This is a genomic window from Candidatus Phytoplasma meliae (assembly GCF_016876135.2).
In genome coordinates, this window is sequence record NZ_JACAOD020000009.1 from 1 (window position 1) to 25,714 (window position 25,714).

18 protein-coding genes and 2 pseudogenes are annotated in these 25,714 nt (G+C 25.0%); 13 read left to right on the plus strand and 7 right to left on the minus strand.

The features are described from left to right. The first annotated feature begins 615 nt into the window (after positions 1-615). The 7 genes from CHTY_RS02225 (at position 616) to CHTY_RS02255 (ending at position 10,649) form a co-directional block, all read left to right on the plus strand. Entirely contained in the window at positions 616-3,654 is a 3,039-nt protein-coding gene (locus tag CHTY_RS02225) for a cytadherence high molecular weight protein 2 (RefSeq protein WP_203552301.1), read from the plus strand. Positions 3,655-3,819: 165 nt separating this feature from the next. Then, positions 3,820-4,743, plus strand: a complete 924-nt coding sequence (locus CHTY_RS02230; protein WP_246454076.1) for an ATP-binding cassette domain-containing protein — start codon at positions 3,820-3,822, stop codon at positions 4,741-4,743. Further along, positions 4,740-5,543 carry an ABC transporter ATP-binding protein gene (locus CHTY_RS02235; protein ID WP_203552302.1) on the plus strand — a complete coding sequence of 268 codons (804 nt, stop codon included), beginning with the start codon at positions 4,740-4,742 and terminating at the stop codon, positions 5,541-5,543. Before CHTY_RS02230 ends, CHTY_RS02235 begins: the two co-directional genes overlap by 4 nt. A 727-nt stretch (positions 5,544-6,270) precedes the next feature. Beyond that, complete coding sequence (locus tag CHTY_RS02240) at positions 6,271-7,827, plus strand: ABC transporter substrate-binding protein (protein ID WP_203552303.1); 1,557 nt, start codon at positions 6,271-6,273, stop codon at positions 7,825-7,827. Positions 7,828-7,925: 98 nt separating this feature from the next. After that, positions 7,926-8,858, plus strand: coding sequence for an ABC transporter permease (locus CHTY_RS02245; RefSeq protein WP_203552304.1), 933 nt, complete (start codon positions 7,926-7,928; stop codon positions 8,856-8,858). A gap of 29 nt (positions 8,859-8,887) precedes the next feature. Further along, positions 8,888-9,742 carry an ABC transporter permease gene (locus CHTY_RS02250; RefSeq protein ID WP_203552305.1) on the plus strand — a complete coding sequence of 285 codons (855 nt, stop codon included), beginning with the start codon at positions 8,888-8,890 and terminating at the stop codon, positions 9,740-9,742. Between the two features lie 424 nt (positions 9,743-10,166). Then, positions 10,167-10,649 carry an NUDIX hydrolase gene (locus CHTY_RS02255; RefSeq protein ID WP_203552306.1) on the plus strand — a complete coding sequence of 161 codons (483 nt, stop codon included), beginning with the start codon at positions 10,167-10,169 and terminating at the stop codon, positions 10,647-10,649. A gap of 418 nt (positions 10,650-11,067) precedes the next feature. Here CHTY_RS02255 and CHTY_RS02260 read toward each other — a convergent pair whose 3' ends face one another. Genes CHTY_RS02260 through plsX form a run of 3 tightly spaced genes read right to left on the minus strand, consistent with a single transcriptional unit; the run spans position 11,068 to position 13,380 of the window. Continuing rightward, positions 11,068-11,682, minus strand: coding sequence for a DnaD domain protein (locus CHTY_RS02260; protein ID WP_203552307.1), 615 nt, complete (start codon positions 11,680-11,682; stop codon positions 11,068-11,070). A gap of 13 nt (positions 11,683-11,695) precedes the next feature. After that, positions 11,696-12,367, minus strand: coding sequence for a ribonuclease III (gene rnc, locus CHTY_RS02265; protein ID WP_203552308.1), 672 nt, complete (start codon positions 12,365-12,367; stop codon positions 11,696-11,698). Next, positions 12,364-13,380: a phosphate acyltransferase PlsX gene (gene plsX / locus CHTY_RS02270; RefSeq protein WP_203552309.1), complete on the minus strand. Its 1,017-nt coding sequence runs from the start codon at positions 13,378-13,380 to the stop codon at positions 12,364-12,366. Before plsX ends, rnc begins: the two co-directional genes overlap by 4 nt. 370 nt (positions 13,381-13,750) lie before the next feature. On the opposite strand from plsX, the gene CHTY_RS02275 reads away from it, so the two are divergent. From CHTY_RS02275 to lon, 3 genes are all read left to right on the plus strand, one after another. Then, positions 13,751-14,080, plus strand: coding sequence for a hypothetical protein (locus CHTY_RS02275; protein WP_203552310.1), 330 nt, complete (start codon positions 13,751-13,753; stop codon positions 14,078-14,080). A gap of 621 nt (positions 14,081-14,701) precedes the next feature. Beyond that, positions 14,702-16,003 (plus strand): trigger factor, encoded by a 1,302-nt coding sequence (tig, locus tag CHTY_RS02280; RefSeq protein WP_203552311.1) that lies wholly within the window; start codon positions 14,702-14,704, stop codon positions 16,001-16,003. A 40-nt stretch (positions 16,004-16,043) separates the two neighbouring features. After that, entirely contained in the window at positions 16,044-18,407 is a 2,364-nt protein-coding gene (lon, locus tag CHTY_RS02285; RefSeq protein ID WP_203552312.1) for an endopeptidase La, read from the plus strand. A gap of 44 nt (positions 18,408-18,451) precedes the next feature. On the opposite strand, the gene CHTY_RS02290 is transcribed toward lon, so the two are convergent. From CHTY_RS02290 to CHTY_RS02305, 4 genes and pseudogenes are all read right to left on the minus strand, one after another. Continuing rightward, positions 18,452-19,624, minus strand: a complete 1,173-nt coding sequence (locus CHTY_RS02290; RefSeq protein WP_203552313.1) for a hypothetical protein — start codon at positions 19,622-19,624, stop codon at positions 18,452-18,454. A gap of 118 nt (positions 19,625-19,742) precedes the next feature. Beyond that, entirely contained in the window at positions 19,743-21,077 is a 1,335-nt protein-coding gene (locus CHTY_RS02295; protein WP_203552314.1) for a TldD/PmbA family protein, read from the minus strand. Positions 21,078-21,082: 5 nt separating this feature from the next. Next, positions 21,083-22,466 (minus strand): annotated as a pseudogene (locus tag CHTY_RS03550) (TldD/PmbA family protein). A 167-nt stretch (positions 22,467-22,633) separates the two neighbouring features. Then, a pseudogene (locus tag CHTY_RS02305) lies at positions 22,634-23,371 on the minus strand (elongation factor 4 family protein); the annotation flags it as partial. Between the two features lie 72 nt (positions 23,372-23,443). Between CHTY_RS02305 and CHTY_RS02310 the strand changes: the two are divergent. The 3 genes from CHTY_RS02310 (at position 23,444) to CHTY_RS02320 (ending at position 25,692) form a co-directional block, all read left to right on the plus strand. Further along, a complete protein-coding gene (locus tag CHTY_RS02310; protein ID WP_203552315.1) occupies positions 23,444-23,608 on the plus strand; it encodes a hypothetical protein in 165 nt (54 codons plus the stop codon). 203 nt (positions 23,609-23,811) lie between these two features. Then, positions 23,812-25,281 carry an ATP-dependent helicase gene (locus CHTY_RS02315; RefSeq protein WP_203552316.1) on the plus strand — a complete coding sequence of 490 codons (1,470 nt, stop codon included), beginning with the start codon at positions 23,812-23,814 and terminating at the stop codon, positions 25,279-25,281. Positions 25,282-25,344: 63 nt separating this feature from the next. Then, positions 25,345-25,692: a single-stranded DNA-binding protein gene (locus CHTY_RS02320; protein ID WP_203552317.1), complete on the plus strand. Its 348-nt coding sequence runs from the start codon at positions 25,345-25,347 to the stop codon at positions 25,690-25,692. The last annotated feature ends 22 nt before the right edge of the window (positions 25,693-25,714 follow it).

Here is a 25,714-nt window from a genome sequence, read left to right on the forward strand (position 1 = left end):
TGAAGAGAATGATAAAAAACATACAATTAATTTTAAACTTAAAAAAATAATCTAAACTGCTAAAAACAGTTTGGCTTTTTTTATTTTTAAAGTCAAATTGAAAAAATAGAAACGAGGAGTAAAAAAATAAAAACAAACCAACAATCAAACTTAATGAAAATACCAATAAAAATACAAAAAACGTCCAAAAAAAGAATTTTTTAAGATTTTTTCACTACCTGTTTTTGAACTTTTCGTCTAACTATACTAGCGAAAAACCAAAAGCTAAATTTCTTCATTTTTATTTTTAAAAAGTCCAACCCTTTGGTCTAAGCGCGTTCTTAAAATATCAAATCCTTTATTATTTTAGTTTTAAATCAATTTTAATTATGTTATACTAAAAGTAATGATGAACAGTAGTGATTATTAAAATAAAAAAATAATTCTTTAGATAAAATCAATTTTGATTATATTAAAAACAATGATAATCAATAATCATAGTTATTCAGAATTACATTTCCTATAGAAATGTAATTCTTTGAAAAATTTTAACAATCATTCTTTAGATTTAAAGGAAAATTTATGTCGTTGTATTATAATAAATTATTATCTTTATTTCAAAGGAGCGCTAAAAAAATGTTTTTTTGTTACCTTTTTTTACAAAAATTAAAAGAAATACTTGCAAAACTTCCCAAAATAGATATAAATGAATTTTCTAACAACAATAACGCTTTTATAAGCGATTTAGCAAAATTACAAAATGAGTATGAATTACGCAAAAAAGAATTAAAAATAAAATATCAAAAAAAAAATCTTGAAATTTATCAAAAAATCGAAAAATTAGAAAACAAAAGAAAAAACATTTTAAAACAAAAAAATCTCCAAAATCTCCAAAATCAAATTTTTTTTACTCAAGAAATAAAAAATCATAAAATCAAAGATAACGATAGAATTAATCAGTTAAAAAACTTGTTTCAAAAAGAAATTGAAAACCAAAAAAAACAAAATTACAAAAAAGAGAAGCATCTTTTAACTCAACTAACTAAAAAAAAAGAAAATATTAATTATTTATTGCTTTCACTAGAAAACCAAAAAAAACAATTTGAAATCAAAAATATTCAAAATCACCAAGTTTTAAAACAAAATTTTTATACCAAAGACTTTTCATTAAATCAAAAAAATAAAGAATTAATTAAACAATTAGAATTAGCTTTACAAGAATTATCACACAAACAAGAAAATAATTTACAAAAACTTGAAGCAATATACAATCAAAAACAAGAGATATATCAAAAAAACATCAATAAAACTCATAAAATTTATCAACACAAATTAAATATACATGATAAATTTTTTGATGTTATTAAAAATAACTACGAAAATGCTAAAAATCAAATTCAAACCAAACAACAACTTTTTTTTCAAAAAATAATTCCTATTCCTTTTTTGAATCAACCATTTGTTGAATTTCGTTTAAATACAAAAGACCAAAAAGAAAAAGACCAGCTTTTTAACGCAAAAGAAGAAAATGAGCTATCTTATTTAAAAAAGATTCTTTTATGGAAAAAAAAATATAATTATCTTAATTATAATCATCAAAAAGAAATAAATTTGTGTCATTTGGAAAAAAAACAACAAGATGAAATTCACGAAAAATATCAAAAAAACTTAAACAAAATTCATTATTATCAAAAACAAAAATTAAATTATTTATTTTCTCAAAAAAAAAATGATATTCAATTGCAAATTAAACAACTTCTAAATTTATATTTACAAGAAAGCGCTCTTTTTGATAATGAAAGGGATTATCAAGAAACATTTTTTGCTTATCGTAAGAATGCTTTGGTTTTGAAAAAAAACAATAACGATAATCAAATCGAATATTATCATAACTTCTTTCACAATAAAAACTTATTTGAGTTCAAAAACAAAAGTATTATTTTACAACTTAAATTAGAAAAAATAAAAATTTACTTTAATTATTTTACTCAAATCACTCAATTAAAAAAAGAAATTGGCTTTTTAGAAAATGAACTTAACGTTGAACAATTATTTGGGAAAGAAAATTTTATCATTTATCAACTTCAAGAAACAAATAAAAAACAATTTTTTTTAAAAGAGACTCATTTACAAAATATATACATTCATTATCTGATTAAAAAACAAGTTTTTTGTGGCAAATACCATCTATCCCAATTATTAAATTTCCTCAAACAAAATCAATCTCAAAAAAAAAATAAAACTATTATTTTAAAACAATTACAACAAGAAATAAACTGTTTTAATTTCGCTTTCAAAAATAAAAGTTTTTCCTTAGAACAAAATATTTTAAATGAAATTAATAAAATCATTGACCATCATTTAATAAATTCTGTAGAAGAACAATTTAATTATCTTTCTTTATTACATCAAACAAAATATCATTATCAAAAAGAGAAAAATTTAGGAAAAATAGAAATTATTACACAAATTATTATTTTTTATGAAAAACAATTATCTTTTATTAGCGAAATCATTCAAAAAAAAATTATTCAAAATAAAAGTATTAAAAACATTATTAATAAATTTTTTTGGAATCATGTACCAAATTCTTTAGAACAAATTTATCGTCAAATCAACATTCAAAAAGAAAAATTCAATAAACAAAATTATCAATTCAAACAGCAACAAAAATTAATAGAAAATAACTATCAAAAAAAAATAAAAAAATATATTCAAATCCATAATCAAAAAATCAATGAAGTTAGAAAATTGCAAAAAAAACTTTTGTTTTTATGGCAAAAATTACCTTGCGACACTCCAAAAATAACATTAGATTCTTTATCACGTTCCCAAAAAAACCACTTACATAAATTTTTAAAAACTTTACAAACAATAGCGAAAAAAACAATTCAAGATATTTTTGTTTATTTTGGTTATCAAGATCATATTTTGCAACAAAATAATCTATGTTCCGTCTCCAAGCCACAAAACCCAAAAATCAAAATGTTTAAAACAAAAGATCAATTAGATGAAAGCCAATGCTTTCAATTTGAAGAATTTTTATTAAAAAAAAATCCGTCTAGAAATAAAATCATAAATTTCTTTATTGAAAAGACATTTTTAGAAAAACAAAAAAAAATATTACAAGAAATTAAAAAAAAGAAAATTCAAAAGCAACAAGAATTATTGCAAAAAAACCACTCAAGAAAACAAAAAATAGAACTATTAAATGAAAATTTAGCAGACGCTTTGAATAATTTACAAAAATATTGGGAAAATATTCAAAAAAAATTACAAAAAAATTTAGAGACTTTAAGACAAGATAGTTTATTACAATTCAAAAACAAAGAAAAATTATTTTTTGAAAATACCAAACAAGCCCTTAAGAAAAAAAATCATGAAATTTATAAAAATTTTGCTTTTAAAAAAGAAAAAATATATAAAAAAATGAATCAAAAAGAGCAAAATTATAATAAAAAAATGATCCAAACAGATAACCAAATTAAACATAATCAAAAAAAAATATCTCAAAAAATAAAAATTTCTTTTTTTAAACAAAAATTTAGGAAAATGATGATTCAATGGTCTTTATGGCGTCAACAACATCAAAAAAATAAAGAAATCAATATCTATTACCGTAAAAATAAGCAAAAAATTAAACAACAAATTCATTTTGAAAAAAACCTTTTTTAAAAAAATGCAATTAAAAAAAATCAAACTACTTAAAAAAATTATATTATTTGATAATTTAATAAAAAATAATCCAAATAGTAGGGGGACATTCTAATTACTAATAACAATCAAATTTTAATCCAAACTCAAAATTTATCTAAAAATTTTATTATCAAAAACAAACTTTTGCAAGAAAATATTTTCTTAAAAGCTAATCAAAATATTAATTTATCTATTTTTAAAGGAGAAACTTTAGCTATAGTTGGCGGTTCTGGCTCAGGTAAATCTACTTTTGGACAAGTGCTTTTACAATTGCAAAAACCTACTAAAGGACATGTCTTTTATCATCAAGATAACAATAATACCATTGATTTAACTCAGGCTAATAGCAAAACAAAACGCACTTTAAGAAAAGATTTACAAATTATTTTTCAAGATCCTTTTGCCTCACTTGACCCCCGCTTTAAAATATCAGATATCATTGGAGAAGGGCTTTTAATCCATAAAATGGCTAAAAATCGCAAAGATCCAATATATAAACAAATGATTTTAGATATCATGAAAAAATGTGGTGTTGACCTTTCATTTTATGAACGTTATCCTCATCAATTATCAGGCGGTCAAAGACAAAGAATTGCCATTGCCAGAGCTTTAATAGTTAAGCCTAAATTTGTTGTTTGCGATGAAATAGTATCAGCCTTAGATGTTTCTGTGCAAGCTCAAATATTAAGTCTTATGAATGATTTAAAAAAAGATTATCAATTAACTTTTTTATTCATCACTCATGATTTAGGAGTAGCCCGTTATTTAAGTGATCGTATTTGTGTTATGCATTTAGGAAAGGTTATTGAAATTGCTAAATCAGAGTCTATTTTTCAAAATCCATTTCATCCTTATACTAAACAATTATTAAATGCTATTCCTAAATTAAAAACTCAAAATAAAGCTTTAAAAGAGTGTGAAATCACTTATGAAACCAAAGAGTTTAGTTTTTTATTTCAAAAAGGACAACCAGATTTAGATTGGCATCGAGTGGCGCCTCATCATTTTATTACTTGCACCTTAAAAAACCCAAAAAAAGAAATCCACAAAGGAGCTAAAACAGCATGAGTCTATTAAAAGTTAATAATTTACATACTTATTTTCAAACACAACAAGGTTTAATTAAAGCTGTTCAAGGGATTTCTTTTGAAATCAAAAAAGGGAAAACTTTAGGCATAGTAGGAGAATCTGGTAGTGGCAAAAGTCAAACAGCTATCTCTATTTTAAAACTATTTGAAAAAAATCAAAACATTTATCAAGGTGAAATTATTTTTGAAAATCAAGTTATTTCTAACTTTTCAGAAAAAGAAATGCAAAAAATTCGTGGTAATGAAATAGCTATGATTTTTCAAGATCCTACCACAAGCCTTAATCCAGTTTTTAAAATTAAAAATCAAATTATGGAAGTTTTAACACTTCATCGCGATATCGATGATCAAACAGCTTATCAAAAAACTTTAGAAATTTTAGAAAAAGTTCAAATACCTAATGTACCAAGGGTTATGAATTCCTATCCACATCAATTATCAGGTGGAATGTGTCAAAGAATCATGATTGCTATGGCTTTAGTTTGTCAACCTAAACTTTTAATTGCTGACGAAGCTACTACCGCTTTAGATGTTATTGTTCAAAAAGAAATTATTAATTTAATCAACGCTTTACAACAAGAAGAAAAAACTGCTGTCTTATTTATTACTCATGATTTAGGAGTGGTTTCGCAAGTAGCCGATGATCTTATTGTCATGCATCAAGGTAAAATAGTAGAAAGTGCACCGACACAAGAAATTTTACAAAATCCTAAGCATCCTTATACTAAAAACTTATTAGCTAATTTTTTAAAAACAGGACTTAGTTATCAAAAAAATTAAACTTATAGATGGGGTAAAATCAAAGTTAATATAATAAACAAAATTTTAAATTTTAATAACTAATATTTTTATCAAATACTTCAGATAATCAAATTTTTCAATTTCCATCAACGCGAATTGAATTACCAATTATTTTTCTTTTTTTATTTTTAATTTATTTTAAAATTAGTTTAAAACAAGCAAAACAATAGAAAAAAATATTTCTGAACATTTTGCTTGTTTTTTTAACCCTTAATTAAACATTATTTCAAATATAAAAAACAAGGTAATTGCTTAGATATCAAGATTATGTGAGCATAAAACTTGTTTTTTTTTTTTTTGGTGTATAATTGTAGTTAATAGTTATTTTTGTTTACTTTTTACAAAACAAACAAAAATGGCTATAAATTAAAAAAAGTACCTCAAAACAATATAGAAAGGAGGATAGTATCGATTATAAACTATTTGTTGCTGTTAATATAAAAAATATTTAATTTATCACTATAGCTTTAATAGTTTTTATTAAAAGATTAATTTTTTTTAAAACAAATAGGAAATCTGTTGGCTTTATAAAAACATTTTAGAATCTCTTTTTTAAGAAAAATTAAACATTATAAGCATCAATTAAAATTATTTTATTCTACTAAACAAGCTAGCCCTTGTCATCAAAAACTTATTAGTTTTTGTTTTTAGCAATCAAATATCTATTAACTATTAATATAAAAAAATGAAAGTTGTATAAATAACTATGAAAAAACTAAACCTAAATAAAAAAACAAAAATAATAATATTGGTAACAGTCTTGTCTTTGGCTGTTTTATCAACCATATTATTAATTTGGAAACCTTGGAAAACTAATGATAATACTAGTGATAAGAAAAATACTGTTAATATTGCTATGCCATCAGATGGTAAAGGATTTGATGTTTGTTCCAGTGCGCATACCAATTCTGCTTATTCACATCATATTTTTTCCATTATGCATGATACTTTATTATATAAAGATCGAAACGGAACAGTCCACCCTCGTTTGGCTGACTTGATTAAAGAAGAAGGCAAAGAATTAACTTTTAAACTAAAAGATAATATCTTCTTCCACAATGGCAATCGATTAACAACAGATGATGTTATTTACACCTTTCAAAGAGGGGTAGATAAACGACATCCACAATTTTTAGAAATTTACAAAATTGATAAAATTGATGATAAAAATTTTAAAGTGACTTTAATAAAAAATACCCTTTGGAAAAAATTCACTTTTTATCGTTTTTTTAATGTTTTAAACAAAGAAGCGGTTGAAAAAGACCCAGAAGAAGGATTAAAAATTGGCGCAGGTCCTTATAAATTAGTTAAGTACGAACCAGATCATAAATTAAATTTTGAATTATTTGATAACTATTACAACAAAGAAAGGATTAAAAACAGTGCTAAAAAAATTAATTTAAAAATTTCTAAAGACGATGACACTAATTTACAAGAAATTCAAAATGGTGCTTTGGATGGGTGCCTTACATATCCTGATACTAAAATTAATGATCTTAAGAAAAATTTAGGCAATCAAGTTAAAATAGTAAAAAATGATTCTGTTACTGGTTCTTATATTTACATTAATAAGCAAAAAACTCCTAAAGAAGTAAGAAAAGCTATTTCTCAAGCATTAAATCTTAAACAAATAAAAAACGATTTAGATCTCCCTGTTGAAGATTTAGATAGTTATTTACCGAGTGCTTTGAAAGGGAATAATCCTGAATTACAGCATTATCACACAGATATTGATGCTTCTAAAGGTTATGTAAACGCGTTAACAACCGAACAAAAGAAATTAAATATTGGTATATCGATTAAATCAACTTATACAATACAAAATAAAATTATTGAGCAATTAAAAAATGTCGGCTTTGATGCAATTTTATCACCTGTAGAATTTAACACTTTACTTTCTGATGTTGTCAAAGATGATTCTCCATATCACATGATTTTTTTAGGAGAAAACCATGAAATGGAATATGGTCATAAATCTTTAATGGATTATTTTTTATCCAATGATAATCAAAGTAATATGTGTCATATTGACGAACATGATCAAGAATACATCGAAGATAAATTAAAAAAAGCAACACGAACTATGGATGAAGCTAAATATATAAAATTAATTCAAGAAGTAAGTGCATATATTCATGATCAAGTTTATGTCATTCCTTTATATAAAACCCCTAATTACTCTGTTACTTCTCCAAAAATTACTCAAGGATTTGAAACAGATGCTTTTTCTACTTTTGAATTTACTAACATTAGAAAACAATAATTATGAAAATAGTAATATTAAATTTTTTCACCAAGACAAAACCAATCACTTTTATAAATTAAATAAAAAAATATTCTAAATTTTTGAGGTACCATTTTTTGATAAAATATATTTTTAAAAAAATCTCTTATACTGCTATCTTGTTTATAACAGTGATCTTTATTAGTTTTTTTACAATGAAATTAGTTCCAGGTGATCCTATTTCCTCAATGTTTGGTCAAAAAGGACCAACAATTGAGCAAAGACGAATTTTAGAAAAAGAATTGCAATTAGATCAACCTGTTATTACCCAATTTAAGAATTATCTTAAAAACATCTTTTTTAAATTTAATTTTGGCAATTCTTATAATAGTAATCGAGAATCTGTTTTAGCTCTTTTTAATAGATCTTTTAGCAAGACTTTTAAATTGGCTTTTTTAAGTTGTTTTTTTGGTTCCTGCTTAGGAATTATTGGCGGAGTCTTAGCTGCTTTTTATAAAGGGACAAAAAAAAGTTTTTGTCTAGAATTCTTAGCTATTGTCATTATTTCAGCCCCTACTTTTGTTATTGGGTTTTTATTGCAAATTACTTTAGGTCATTATATGGGACTTTTCCCTATCTCTGGTTTTGATACCCCTAAACAAATGGTTTTACCTATTTTAACCTTATCTTTGGCTATTAGTGGGTCTATCTTTAAAACTACACAAACAACTATGATAGATTGCTTAGATCAACCTTATATCACCGTTGCTTATGCCAAAGGATTATCTAAAACAAAAGTTATTTTTAAACATGCTTTAAAAAATGCTTTAATTCCTATTATCGCTCACATCAGCTTAATTTTAAGTTTTTTAATTGGTGGCTCTATTATTACTGAATATATTTTCAATATTAAAGGTGTGGGTAATTTAATGATTCGTTCATTTGAAAATAGGGATTTTCCTGTTATTCAAGGATGTATTATTTTATTAGCTTTATTTATCGCTATTTGGAATTTATTGCTAGATTTAATCTATCTTTGGTTAGACCCTAAAATAAATAAAAAAGGATAAAAAATGTTAGAAGGATATCGCTATCAACAATGAAATATATATCTCAAATATGGAATTTTAAAAAGCATTATCAAGCTTGTCTTAAAAACAAAAGTATTTTTTTTGGATGCACTTTTTTAATTCTTTTATGTTTAACTATTTATTCATTCCCTTTAACTCCTTTGTATAACCCTGATAAATCTTCCTTTAAACGTTTACAAAGTTTTAATTGGACTCACTGGATGGGAACCGATGCCACCGGTTATGATTTATTTAGTCGTGTTTTAGCAGGAGCTAAAATTTCTTTAACAATTGGCTTTTATGCTATTATGTTAGCGAGTTTATTAGGAACTGTTTTAGGAATGATATCTGGTTATTTTCGCGGTATTATTGATAATATTATTAATTTTATCTGTGATATTTTAATAGTTTTTCCGGATATTATTTTAGCCATTATTATTATGTTTTTTTTACATAAAAGTAAATTATCATTAGTAGTTGTTTTAAGTATTTCTAATACTTTTGCTTTTATTAGAATTATAAGAGTAAATACTTTAAAAATTAAACAAAAGGATTTTATTAAAGCTGCAAAAGCTTTAGGAGCTAGTCATTTTTCAATTTTAACCAAACATATTTTGCCTCATCTTTACCCCATTATCATTACAAGAATTACTATTGGAATGGCTACTATTATTTTAACCATTTCAGGATTAGGTTTTATTGGTTTAGGGCTTGATCCCACTATTCCTGAATGGGGTAATATCTTAAGCTCTTCTAAAAGTGATATGCGTTTTTATCCTCATTTATTTTTTGGTCCTTTTATCATTGTGTTACTAACTAGTTTATCTTTTAACTTAATTGGCAAAGGTTTAATTGATTTGTTTAACCCTAAAAAACAAAATTAATATATTAAGGCACCGGCAAATTTCTTAATCATTAACAATGTGATAAGTAATGATCAATAATTACTATTAACGATGCTATTTTTATTAAATAAAACTTATTTTATTTCATTAAAGAGGCTGTTTACAGTCTCTTTTTCTCATAAACCCCCAACAATATAAACTTAGTTTAGTTAAATTAAACAAAAAAATAATAAAATAAATTTACTATATGAATGACAATTCTATAAAATAATATAAAAAATAAACAAAAAAGAAGTAAAAAAATTATAATTTTAAAAAAATTTGCTAAAATAAAGTAGTATTAGAAATATTTTTTTTATTTTAATTAAATATTAATTTATGTTTAAAGTTAAAAATTAACTCCATTAAGAAAATATAAAAATATAAATCAAACAAAACAATGGAAGAGAGAATTTTTTAAAAAATGAGTTATTATTTAAAAATACGTCAAAAAATAGGACATGAGCCTTTATTTTCTCCAGGGGCTTCGATTATTGTTTATGAAAATAACAAATACCTCTTACAATTTCGAAACGATTTTAAAGTTTGGGGGCTTCATGGTGGAGCCATGGACTTAGGCGAAACCGCCCAAGAAACCGCTTTAAGGGAATTACAAGAAGAAACTAATTTAAAAGCATTAGAAATATATCCTTTTAAAACTTTTACAGGAAAACAATTTATCATTACTTATCCTAACAATGACATTATCTATCCTATTGTAATGGCTTTTGTTGTAACCAAAACAGAAGGTAAAATGAAGATACAAAAAGAAGAAGTAAAAAGGTTAAAATGGTTTGAAGAAGAAGAATTACCCATAAACAAAATGATGGAAATTGACAAAATTTTTTTAAAAGAATTTATAGCAACTAAAAATAAAAAAATAACAAATTTACCTACAATAAGTTAGATATATTGTTTAGGAGTTAACCAAAAAACTATTTTCTTATTACAAATATAATTTAAAAAATAATTGAGTTTTTATTAAGTTCAAGTCAATCCTAAAACAAAGAAAAACCAAATTGCATCACAACAATTTAGTTTTTTATTTTATGCCATTTGCTTTAAACAAGTAGGACAAAAATCTAGGAAATTGACACCAATTATTATTATTTTTAAAATATTTATATATTGCTACATTAGGAATAAGACATCTTTTAGGAAAACAACCACAAGGAGCAGGTTCATAATAATTTTCCCAAGGTTCCTCTCGCATTGTTTATCTTGTTAAAACTTTTAATTTAACCCAACCATATTTCTCTAATCACAAAATTCAAAACTTGTAAACGACTGTGTTAATTAATAAAACTAAATCATATAATTTACAATTACTTAACTTTTTTAAAAAGTTTTTCTAATATTCTATCTGCTTGTTCATCAGGTTCTACTTCCATAAATTGTTTTTTATGCAATAATTTATCAATATAAAAAACTGAAGTTTTCTTTTGCTCTAAAGCTTCTTCAATAATTGTTTTAATATTTTGATGATGAAATTCTTGATTTTGATACCAACCCCTAATCACATCTAATTCATAATTAACCAAAACTTGTCCTTTGTTTTTTTCAAGTAAATCAATAGTTTCTTGAATAAAAGTTATTTTTAAAGATTCTTGTTCTTTTTGAATTTCTTCTAAAAATAATTGTTCTAGTTTTTTAAAAGTCGGCTTTAAGGAAAAAACTTCAATAATTTTATTATTCTTAGGTTCTTGAGAAAGCTCAAAAAAATCTTTATTAATTAATTTTTCCAAAATATGTTCAACTTCATTTTTACTTATTCCTGCTTTTTTAGCTAAATTATTAGAAGAAAAAACTCTTTTTTTGGAAAAATCTAATAAAAAAAGTAAAATAGTTAATTCTTGATAAGTTAAACCTAATTTTTGATATTCTTGAATTAATATCTTTTCGATTAATAAAAAACCATTTTCATAAAGTTTTTGAAACATATAACCACCTTTATTAAATTTTGGCCATTTTAGCTAACGCTTGCTCCGCTGCTTTTTGCTCCGCTGCTTTTTTAGTAGTACCTGAACCACTTCCTAATAAATGTTTTTCCAAATATACTTCTGCAATAAATTTTTTAGAATGAGCAAGCCCCTGCTCTGACACTATTTTGTATTGAATGGTTTTTTTCTCTGATTGAACTATTTCTTGTAATTGAGTTTTAAAATCAACAATATCAATGATTTGAGATAAATAAGGGATAACTAATGTTTGAAATACTTGCTTAGCACAAAGATATCCTAAATCTAAATAAATAGCTCCAAATAAAGCTTCAAAAGCATCAGCCATAATGCTTTTATTATTAAAATCTTTATTCTTTTCGCCCTTGCCCAACAAAAGATAATTTTGTAAATTAATATTTTGAGCATAAATAGTTAAAGATCTTTCGCAAACCGCTTGCGCTCTTTTTTTGGTCATAATGCCTTCATCTTCTTGTTTTTTGTGATATAAATAATCAGCCATTAAAAGACCTATAATAGCATCTCCTAAAAACTCTAATCTCTCATTATCTTCTTGTTGTAATAAAAATTTTTCATTAGAATAAGAACTATGAGTAAGAGCTTTTTGATATAACACCAAATTACGAGGAGTAATATTTATTTTTTTTAAAAGAAGTTTAATATTCATGATTTTTGGCGTTCTAAGAAATGAGTTATTTTTTGATTAATATTGGCTTTAATCATTTTTTGAGCTTGCAAAATGGCTTGACAAAAAGAATAAGCTTGTGAAGAACCATGGGCTTTAATCACAATTTTATTTAATCCCAAAAGCATAGCTCCTCCAATTTCACGAGGATCTATTTGTTTTTTAAAGTTATGCAACTCTTTTTGAAAACACACTTTGGTAATAATTTTTTTAGCTAAATTTTTAGTCATAATTTGTTTAATATTATTCATAAAATTCAAAACTGCTCCTTCATAAGTTTTTAAAGCAATATTAGCAGTAAAGCCATCACTTAATAAAATATCAGCTGAAGTAGTTAAAAGATTTTGTGGCTCTTCATTGCCGCCAAAATGAATAAGTTTAGCTTGACTTAATAATTGATAAGTTTCTAATTCTACTGTACGCCCTTTATTAGGTTCTTGCCCAATATTTAAAAGTTTTACTTGCGGATGTGGAATAGCTAAAATTTCTTGAGCAATAATAGTGGCGTAATAGGCAAATATTAATAAATGTTGTGGTTTTAACTCAACATTAGCGCCTGCATCTAATAAAATTCTAATACGATGATCAAAGGAATTAAACATCGGAGCAATCGCTATTCTTTGCATTAAAGGCATTTTTTTTAAAATTAAATGACTGGCTAAAACTAAAGCTTGGGTAGCCCCAGCCGAAACCACTCCTTGAACTTCATCATTTAAAGCCCCTTGCAACGCTAAAAACAAAGAGGCATTAGGTTTACTTTTTAACTGATCTCTAATATTTTTATCATCCATTGCCAAAAAATAAGGAGTATGTTTAATAATGATTTGATGATTTAAAAAAAAAGATTTATTTTTAATAATAGGAGTGATTAATCTTTGATCACCATATAAAATAATTTGAAGCGATGGATTTTGATCTAAAGCTAAACAAGCTCCTTTAACAATCTCTAAAGGGGCCAAATCGCCTCCCATAGCATCTACTGCTATTTTAATCATAAAAAGACTCCTTTTTAATTGATTTCATTAAGTTATGTTTTTGTGATTATATAAATTTGAATTATGTTATAATTTCCTATGAAAAAAGGTTCATTAAATTTAAAAAAACAAGAAATTATATTTTTTCAAGTTATTTGCAGAAATAATTTTTTAAAATTTTTTAAAAAAGAGCAATCAATCATCAATAAATTATAAATTGCTGCAACTTAAAATGAATAATAATATATTATAATATTTAAGTGAAGCATTAATGAAAAATTGTTTCATTTTTAAAGAATTCAATATTATTTTATCATATTATTTAGATATTTCTTTATTGTAAATTTTTTCGAATCAATAATCAAAAACAAGAAAGGTTTCAATTAAAAAAATGAATAACAAACAAAAAATAATCAAAATAAGTAATATTTATTTAGAGGTACAAGCAAGATATTTAAAGACAACCGAAGGGAATAAAAGACAATGGTTGGCTCAAAATATTTTAGTTATGGTTGGCGACCAACAAGTTAAATATGATGAAGTTATTATTAATTTTACTCATATCGACGATGACAATCCTGAATTCTTTTTACAACCAGGACAAGTAATTAAGGTATTAGAAGGTGAAATAGAAACAAACAACATGAATCAAACCCTTTTAAATATTAATATTTTTAGACAAACAGATGAACAAGAAAGAAACAAAATCAATCACATATAATTGGGGTTGATTTTTTTATTTTAAAAAGTCAAATTTCATAAGAATAAGTGAATCGTTAATCCAAAATATAAAATATACGCACTTAGACCAAAAAGTTAGACTTTTTGGTCTAAGTGAGTTATATATACATATCACATTTATTCATATGTCATAAATTAATATGTTATACTAATAGTAGGAAAGAAAGCCATTTTTACTTTGATATTAATTAGTAATTCACCAAATTTCTGCCAAGAAAATGCCCCAATCAATTAATATTACATACTTTAATATTTTTAACTATTGTTTCTTATCATATTAAGTCTATTTTATCCACATATTTTAAAAATAAACTATTTAATATTAATTAATCATTTTTAATTTTAAAGTTATCCAATTTATAAAATATATCAATAAATAATGCTTTCACCTTGACTCATCATTTAATCATTAATAAGAATTAACTATCAAAAGATACAACTAAATAATCATAAAATAAGTTAAATATTAGTTAAAAATGCAAACCACCACATATAACACAAAAATACAAACATAAATAATATTTTATAAAGATTAAAGCAAATTAAAGACCATTAAAGAAAAACAAAAAATAAACTAAACAAAGAAAAAAAGGAAACAACCATGGAAATCAAAAAAGTTAATAATCAAAAAATACAATATTTTTTTAAAGTTTCAACATCCGAATTAGAACAAAATCTTACTTTAGCTTACGAAAAAATTAAACCAAAAATAGAAATTAAGGGTTTTAGAAAAGGGCACGTTCCGCGAAACATTTTTGAAACCCGCTTTGGAAAAAACGATTTATACTCTCAAGCTTTAGAAATCATTGTTCAACAAAAATATCAAGAAGCTTTAACCAAAAAAGATTTTGAAAGTATGGGAATCCCTCAAATGATTGCCTTAGAAGAGAAAAAATTTCAAGAAAAACAAGATTTTACTTTTGGCTTAGAATTCATGATCAAACCAAAAGTAATTTTAGGAAAATATTTAGGATTAACAGTGAAACCAGGCAATCTCAATATTAACGATAACGAAGTAACAACCAAAATAAACTCTTTAATAGAAAAAAAATCAACTTTAGAACCAAAAACAACTGATTTATTAGAAAAGAAAGATACAGCTATTTTTGATTTTGAAGGGTTTGTCAACGATCAACCTTTCGAAGGTGGAAAAGCTCAAAATTATAGCTTAGAAATTGGTTCTTCCCAATTTGTTCCTGGTTTTGAAGAACAAATGTTAGGAATGAAAAGGGGGGAGAAAAAAGACATAGAAATCATTTTCCCAAGTACTTATCATCAAAAAGATTTAGCAAATCAAAAAGCTATTTTCAAAATAACACTTAATGATATTAAAATTAAAAAAATGCCTCAATTAAACAATGATTTAGTCCAAACACTTCAATACCCTCAAATAAACACTTTAGAACAATTACGTAATCATATTAAAGAAGAACTTTTAAAACAAAAAAAACAAGAAAACGACGAAAACTTAGAAAAAGAAGTTATTGACCAAATAGTAAGTCAAACCAAACTTGAAATTCCTACAGAAATTATCACACAAGAACAAAATCGTCTTAAAGGTGAATTCGAATTACAATTAAAAAAACAAAATTTAACTTTAGAACAATATCAACAATATTTAGGAATTACTAAAGAAAAAATGGAAGCAGAATGGCATGAACAAGCAAGAAAACACTTAGAATATCAACTAATCATGGAACAAATTGCCCTAGAAGAAAAAATCACTATTTCTGAAGAAAAATTAGAAAAATATTATCTTGATTTAAGTCAAGTGCATAAAATGTCTATTGACAAAATTAAAAAGAACGTCAACCCTCAAACTTTAAAAAAATCTCTTTTAATAGACGAAGCTTGGAAATTAGTGCTTCAAAGTGTTAACTCCTCTGATCAAAAAAGCAATTAACCAGTGATCAGTAGAAATAAAAATAGAAAGGGAATAAAAAATGTCAACCAAAATTAAAAATCTTAAAGCTGATTTTATCCCAGAAACAGACTTCAAAAATATTTTACAATTGCCAGCTTTAGTAATTCATGAAGTGGTTCCTATGCCTAATGTTGATTTTAGGATTGAAATATCAGAAAAACAATATATTAGTGCTTTAAAGGAATCACAAAGTAATGCTAAATCTTTTATTATCATTTTAACCCAAATAAAAGGTTTACAAGGAAAAATTAAAATTAAAGACTTCAATCGTTATGCAGTAATAGCCCAAATTATCACTAAAATTAAATTACCTAATGGCAATTTTAAAGTAAGATTCCGTGTTTTTAAAAGAGTTAAAATCCAAAAATTTTTACAAGAAGACCCTTTTTACAAAGTAGAATATCAAAGTGTTGAAACCATTTTTGGAAAAGCCGATGAAGAACAAGCTTTAGTTAAATTAGTAATCGATACTATTTTAAAAAAACCCTTTCAATTAATTAACCAAAATAATGGCAATTTTTTAGAAATGATTGAAGTAGAACACGATACAGAAAAAATAACAGATATCATTATTTTTAATTTAAGAATTAATAATGCCAACAAATGTAAATATTTAAAAGAAGCTCGTCTTAATAAAAGATTATTCAATATTTTAAGAGATATTGATATTTTAATTACAGGAATTAATTTAGAACAAAAAATTAATGAAAAAGTTAAACAAAGCATCGACGAAAATCAAAAAGAATTTTATTTAAGAGAAAAGATGAAAGTCATCCAATATGAATTAGGCGATAAAGCTAAGAAAGAAGAAGAAATTGCTGATTTAAGAGAAAAAATTAACAAGACTCCTTTACCTGCTGATATTAAAACCAAAGCTTTACAAGAATTATCGCGTTATCAATCAGCATCATCTTTAACGGCAGAATCTTTTGTAATTAAAAACTATCTTGACTTTTTACTTGAATTACCTTGGGAAAAAACTAGTCAAGATATCAACGATTTAACTCAAATTGAAAAATCTCTTAATATGGACCATTATGGATTAAAAAAAGTTAAAGAAAGAATATTAGAATATGCGGCAGTCAAAATAATGACTAAGAAAAATCCGCAAAATATCTTATGTTTAGTAGGACCCCCAGGAGTTGGTAAAACTTCTTTAGCCGCTTCTATAGCTAAAGCTTTAGGACGTAAATTTGTAAGACAATCATTAGGTGGGATGAAAGAAGAATCTGAAATTAGAGGTCACCGTAAAACTTATATAGGGGCTATGCCTGGTCGTATTTTAACAGGAATTAAAGAAGCGAAAACAATCAATCCAGTTTTTTTATTAGATGAAATTGATAAATTAATTGCTAATTATAATTTTGATCCTGCTTCGGCTTTATTAGAAGTATTAGACCCTCAACAAAATGTTAACTTTATGGATCATTTTTTATCAGAACCATTTGATTTATCGCAAGTCCTTTTTATAGCCACTGCTAATTATTTAGAAAACGTTCCTGAACCTTTAAGAGATCGTATGGAAATCATTGAAATTAATTCTTATACTGAAAAAGATAAGATAGAAATTGCGTCAAAGTATTTACTCAAAAAACAATTAAAAAATCATGGTATTACTAACAAAAATTTAATTTTAAAAGATGATACCTTACTTTACTTAATTCGTCATTACACTAAAGAAGCAGGCGTCAGAGAATTAGAACGTATATTAGCCGAACTTGCTCGTAAAACCATTAAAGAGATTTTAATCAACAAAAAGGAACAAATTACAATTACTCCTCAAAATATAGCTAAATATTTAGGAAAAGAAAGATATTTACACTTATTGGCAGAACAAAAAGAACAAATAGGTTCTACTAATGGATTAGCTTATACTTATTTTGGTGGTGATTTACTAAAAGTCGAAGTAACTTATTACAAAGGTAAAGGTCAATTATTTTTAACCGGAAAATTAGGAGATGTTTTAAAAGAAAGCGCTTATACTGCTTTTAGTTTTATCAAAGCTAATGCCCAAAAATTAGGAATTGATGTTAATATGTTTTTAGAAAATGATTTTCATATTCATCTTCCAGAAGGCGCAGTTCCTAAAGATGGACCATCAGCAGGAATAACAATTGCTACTTCTTTATTTTCTGCTATTGCTCAAAAATATATTAAAAAAGGTTTGGGTATGACAGGAGAAATTACTTTAAGAGGAGATGTTTTGGCAATTGGTGGTTTAAAAGAAAAAGCTATTGCTGCTAACCGTAGTGGTCTTGATACTATCCTAATTCCTCAAGAAAATATTAAAGATATCGATGACATTCCAGAAGAAGTAAGAACTAAATTAAACATTATAACTGTATCTGATGTTTGTGAAGTTTTTGAAAAAGTATTTATTTAGTAATTATAAAAAAAATACCACCTTTAAAGGTGGTATTTTTTATTTTATTTTATATTAGTAGAACGTGGATTATACCAACTTATTCTTTCTCTATAAAACTTCAAATTTCGTTCATCATAGTTTAAAACATATTGCTTTTGATCATAATTATATTTAAAATTGTTGGCATATAATAAATCCCAATTGTTATAAATATAATTATACTCTTGTGAATCAACTTCTCTATTTAAGTAACTATTATTAAATATTTTATTAGGTTTAGCATACGGATTTCTTTGTGTTGTAGAATGAAGAGAGCTAGAGCTATTATTACTATTGTTAACACTGTTATTAGAATTACTATCTCTTTGAGGAGTAGAAGAAGAACTATTATTGTATGTTGATGGTTTTTGACTATCTCCATTTAATTTAATATCTACATTATAACGTTTAGCTGTTCTTTCAGCAAAAACTTTATTATTAAAACTTTTAAAAGTAGATGGATCAAAAGGAAAAGGATACCAAAAGCCACTTAAAGCAAGAAATATTAAAAAACTTCCTACTGCAAGAAATGATGTTTTTAATTTAGGTTTATTAGAAACTTCTTGTTTTAAATAAGTTACCCCTAAAACACTTGGAGTTAATGGTAAGAATAAAAATCCTATTTTTAAAACATTAAAAAGAATACTTTCATGAGAGGCAAAAAAACTTAAATCAACTTGAACACCTTTAGCCCCTTTTAAATTTGATAATATTTGAACTGCAATAACATAAATTAAAGGATAAACGAAAATGAATAATAAACTTCTTTTCTTAGAAAGAGAGTGTTTATCTAAGAAAATATAAAAAATTAAGTATAACATTGGTAAAATAATCTGATGTAAACGGAAAAAGTAATTAGCAATATCTTTACGATCCATCAATAATTCAATATCTTGTGACATTTTACCAGCCGACAAGATAAGAGTAATACAAGAAGAAATTAAAGCAGTTAAAATGAACCAATAATAAACTTTATTATCTTTATAATTGGCGATATTCATGAAAAAAACAATAATGATTAAAACATTAGTAATAGTAGGGTGAGAAAAGAATAAAGGAAGAGCAGTATTGTTGTCATTCATAGCCGCTACAAAAATAATCACTGCAGTAACAAAACTAACAATAAAAGTACCTACAAAAAATAATGTTTTTATAATACTATCAAAATTCAATTTATTATTACTAGGTTTTGACATATTAATTTTTACCTTTCTTTTTTTAAAATAATTATAAAATAATCTTTAATAACAAGTAAATAAAATTAAAAAAAATAGTTAATTAGTAATTAAAATACGGTAAAAAGGTAAAAAATAATTATTTACCACCAATGCTTAAATGATTAATATAAACACTAGCGCTACCAAAACCTGATATTTGAAATTCAAAATCATTAGCAATGGCTTGGATATCTTTTAAAAGATCAAAAAAATTTCCTGAAACTACAATCATTTTAACAGGAGTAGTAATTTTTCCTTGCTCAATTTTAAAACCACTAGCTTGAAGGTTAAAATCACCACTAACAGTTTTAATGCCGGCATGCATTCCTATTAAATCAGTAATATAAACGCCTTCCTTGATAGGTTTTATCATTTGATTTAGGGTTTGTGCGCCAGGAACTAAATAGCAATTAACCATCGAAATGTCACCATTAAAACTATTTCCGGTAGGGTTTTGCTTAAAGATAGCAGCAGTTTTTAAATTATGAATAAACCCTTTAAAAACTCCTTCAGCAATAATAGTTTTAGTTTGACAAGCAACTCCTTCAGTATCAAATTTCTCTTTAAAATAAGCATCTTTATGTAAAGGATCATCGATGATATTAACCTTAGGAGAAGCAATTAAATGATTTACTTTATCTTTTAATTTAGTTAAATTACGATAAGCACTGCTGCCTGTAAAAATACCACTGAAGCTTTCTAAAATATCAGCAAACATTTCATTAGAAAAGACAACAGGACATTTTTGAGATATTAGCGACTGTCCTCCTAATTTTTTTTCAGCCATTTTGTTAATTTGATGAGCTTGTAAGGTAGGATTAAAGGAATTAAATTCTTTAACTAAAGTAAGCTTACTACAGTTTTCAATTTCTTGATCTTTTTGAAAAATAGCAGCAGCATATATATAAGCACAACTATTTTGATATGATAAATGAAGACCTTTTGAATTTAATAAAAGAGTTTGATCATAAAACTCTCGATAAATCAGATCATCTGTATTTTTAAAATAAGGACTTTTAGCTAATTCTTGAGACAAGGTAAATAATAATTGTTCTTTTTTAGCTAAAGGAATTTGATTAAAATCAAAGTTATTTTCAATTACTTCAGGATAAGAAGGGGATCCTTCAAAAATAATAGCTGGTTCAGTAGCAGTAATAGTTTGACAATTTTCTTTTAATTTAGCAACAACATCATCAAAAGTAGCATCATCTATTTTTTCAAAAGTAAGCGAGGTTTTTTTACCCTCAAAAATAGCTCTTACAGTAATGGATGTAACGTCGCTATGAACACAAGCATCTATTTTACCTTTATCAGAAGATAATTTAAAAGTTTTATTTTCTTTTACAAGTATTTCTAAAGCTTCTAAATGTTGTTCTAAACCCCTTGAAATCCATTTTTGATAATTCACTTTAAGGTTATTTATTGTTGTCATTTAGTTTAATGTCCTCCTACAATCATTTCTTTAACCCTAATTGTAGGTTGTCCTACATCAACAGGCAAAGAACCAGAATCAGAGCCACACATACCTTGTCCTAATGCTAAATCATTGGCCACCCGATCAATTTTAAATAAAACATCTTGCCCCTTACCAATGAGCATCGCCCCTTTAACATGAACAGTTAATTTACCATTTTCAATCAGATATCCTTCATTAACAACAAAATTAAATTCACCAGTAGAAGGTATAACAGTGCCTCCCCCTAAGCTCTTAGCATAAAGACCATAAGGAGTATCTGCAATAATTTGTTCAGGAGTTTCCTCTCCTTTTTCGATATAAGTAGAATTCATCCGTGAAGTAGGAGAATATTTATAAGATTGACGACGTGAAGAACCAGTAGGTTCCATCTTCATTTTACGACCATTACGAAAATCTACTAAATATCCTTTTAAAATACCTTTTTCAATTAACAAATTTTTTTGAGTTTTGCGCCCTTCATCATCAAAATTAAGTTTTCCCCAAGCATTTTCAATATTACCATCATCCCAAGCAGTTACTATTTCAGAAGCCACTTTTTGATTAAGTTTATTATCGAAGGGAGAAAGGCCTTTGGCAATAGCAGTAGCTTCTAAAGGATGTCCACATGCTTCATGAAAGATAACGCCACCAAAAGCATTATTAATAACAACAGGCATAGTTTGAGGTTTAATTGGTTGAGCTTGTAACAAAGCAACTGCATTAATAGCAACATTAAGAGCCATTTTCTCTAAATCAAGGTGATCAAAAAACTCTAATCCCATAAATCTTCCTGGTCCTTCAAATGCTTCTTGCATTTCTTTACCCGAAGAAGCAACTGCTGATAAGTTACATCTAATATAGTTTCTTTGATCTTTTTGATAAACCCCTAAACTATTAGCAATTAAAACATGTTGTTCTTTTTGGGAAAGGCTTACTATTGATTGAATAATTTTAGAATCATAATTTGAGATAATTTGAGATAATTTGAGATAATTTTAATAATTTTTGGGCTTTTTCTTTTTTAGTCATCGAGTTAAATGGTTTTTTAATAACATTGGGAAAAGGTTGTGATTCTTTTAAAGGAATAACAGGGGTTTTACCCCCTTTAAAAGAATTTTTGAGTTTTAAAACCAATGATAAAACATTATGATAATCAATTTTGTTAGTATAACCATAAACTTCATCAGAACCTTGTAATAAACGGATGCCAACACCAAAAATATTATTATTACTAGCAGAAACTACTTCTTCTCCAATAACTTGTAAAGAATCGGAATAAGTATTTTCAAAAAATAATTCAGCAAAATCTGCTCCCTGATCTAATGATAAGTTTAAAATGTTTTGAATATCTTCTTTCTTCATCATCGAATAATAGCTTCTCTTTCTTTAGTTTTTAATGCAAATATTTAAAATATAGATATACTTTTTATTTTATCATTTTTTTTAAAGAAATTTCAAAGAATATACTTTTTTTATCGTTTAAAGAGGAAAAGAAAAATAATTATTTCATATCATGGGTAGCAAATAAGAGACTATTTAGTTGATAAAATAGCTAAAAAAGCTTTTTGTGGCAATTGCACCTTACCTAAAGTTTTCATTTTCTTTTTCCCTTTTTTTTGTTTGTCTAAAAGCTTCTTTTTCCTAGTAACATCGCCACCATAAAGCTTAGCGGTAACATCTTTACGCATTGCTTTAATAGTTTCACGAGCAATAATTTTCTTCCCTAAAGCAGCTTGAATAGGAATTTCAAACATTTGCTTAGGAATAAACTCTTTTAAAGTTTCACAAATAGCTTTCCCTCTTGAATAAGCAAAATCATGATGAACAATCACAGATAAAGCATCAATCACTTCTCCATTTAATAAAATATCCATTTTCTGTAATTTAGAAACCCGATATTCATCTATTTCATAATCAAAAGAGGCATAACCTTGAGTTAAAGATTTTAATTTATCAAAATAACTATAAATGATTTCAGAAAAAGGTAATAAATAATTAATTTTAGTCCTTTGACGATCAATATATTCGATATTTTGCAAACTCCCTCTTTTTTTCTGTGATAATTCCATTACTTTACCAATATATATTTCAGGGCAAATAATAGTTGCTTGAATAAAAGGTTCTTCAATTTTATCAATCATTTGGGATGATGGTAACTTCGAAGGATTATCAACTAACAGTTTTTGACCTGAAATAGTATAAACATGATAAATCACAGAAGGAGCAGTAGCAATTACTTCAACTCCAAATTCACGACTAATGCGTTCTTGAAAAGAATAGGTGATAAGTGAAAAAAAGTTATTTTCTCTATTTATAAAAAAATTAAAAAAAGGAGATTTCAAATGGCAAGAAATATCAAACGTTATTATTCCAAAATAAAATCTTTTAGAAGAAAAAAATTAACCCTAGGCAGTTTTTTTATGTATTGGTTATTGCCAGTTTTAGGCATTATTATTCCTGTTTGTATTTATTTAGCTCATAAAGGTTATATTTCAATCGCTAAGTAAGAAAAATAATGAAAGGAGATTTTAAAATGACTTTAAGACAACTACTAACCCTCATTGCTTTAAGTGTTATATGTATTTTTGTATTGTACAAATTTGGTTTTATTGTTCCTGATAGTACTAAAATTACATGGATTAAATAATTATTTATTTATAGGCAATATTTCAGATATTGCCTATAAAAGAAAAAAATGACAGGTTTTAAAATGAAAAAATTAAATAAAGAACAATTACAAATAATTAGATATAATAAGGGTTCTTTAAATATTGTTGCTGGTGCTGGAACTGGTAAGACTACGGTTTTAATTGAACGTGTTAAATATTTAATTAGTAAATTAAAAATTCTACCTAAAAATATTTTAATTTTATCTTTTAATAAAAATACTGTTAATGATATTTATAAACGTTTTTCTACTGATATCAAAATTATGACTTTTCATGGTTTAAGCACTAGTATTTTAAAAAAGAATATTGATTTATTAAATGATAAATATAATTGTAATTTTAAAATTATGGATGAATTAGAAACTGAATATGCGATTAAAAACGTTTTAAAAGCGGATATTAAGTTATATCAATATGTTTCCTCTTTTGCTAACATTAAATATACTATTTCTAAAATTAAAAAAAATTTAATTAATCAAGATATTTTAAAAAATAATAAATTATTTAGTTATTTTTATCATAAATATATTACTTACTTAAAAGATAATAATTTAATGGATTTTGATGATTTAAATAAATATGCTTATCAGTTATTGTTAGATAATCAAAATATTTTAAGTGATTTGCAAAATAAATATGAATATATTTTAATTGATGAAATCCAAGATATAGATTTTTATCAATATCAATTAATTAAACTTTTATCACGAAATGCAATTCTTTTTATTGTAGGTGATTTAAACCAAAATATATATGGATTTCGCGGTGCTAAAAACATTTATATTGAACTTTTAGAAAAAGATTTTAATATGTTAACTTTTTATTTAAAAACTAATTATCGTTCTTGTAATGAAATTATAAAAATATCAAATTCATTAATTGATGAAAAATATAGACTTGTTTCTTTTTTAAATAATAATGGTAAAGTTATATATCGTCATTTTTCTAATAGTTATTTGGAAAATCTTTTTATTATTGAAACAATTAAAAATTTAATTAGTAATGGTAAATATAAATATAGTGATATCGTTATTTTATATCGTAAAAATTATTTAGCTACTAATTTAAAAGATGCTTTTTTTGTTCATAATATACCTTATTTTATGAAAGAAAATAAAAAAGATATATTTATAGATACCAAAAATGTTTTTAAATTTGAATCAAATTTAAAACATATAGAAGTAAAAAATTTTATTAGAAATAGTTTAGAAAAAAGAATTGATAAAGCAATAAATAAACCCAATAATAATAAAGTTTTATTGTCTACTATTCATCAAATAAAAGGACAAGAATTTAAAATTGTTTTTTTAATTGGATTTGAACAAGAAACTTTTATGGATGATTTTATGCATAATATTGATGTTAAAGAGGAAAGACGTTTAGCTTATGTAGCTATTACAAGAGCAAAAGAACATTTATATATGACAAGTGTTAAAGAAAGATTTGTTTATGGAATGAAAAGAGATTTAAAACCTATTTCATTTTTACAAGAAATGAGAATTAAGGAATAATATGATGATAGATAATTTAAAGATTTTATTAAAAAAAATATCAAATAAAAGGAATTTAAAAAAATGAATACAGTAATTTTAAGTGGTTATATTGGGCAAGACCCACAAATTAAAATAACCAAAAATAAAGCTTATGTAATTAATTTTTCATTAGCTACTAAAAGAACAGTTAAAATTAATGATAAATATGAATATTTGACTGATTGGCATTATATTACTGCTTTTGGCGAATATAATTCTAAAATAATTAAAAAAGGATATTTTGCAATTATTAAAGGCAATTTAAGAGAAACTAAATATAATAAGGATGGCAAAGATATTCGTTATTATGGCGTTTTTGCTGATAATATAGAAATTGTAGAAACTGTTAAAAAAGGTAAATCAGGTTTTGATGATGGATCACCTTTTTAATTTAATTTAGAAAGGAGTAATT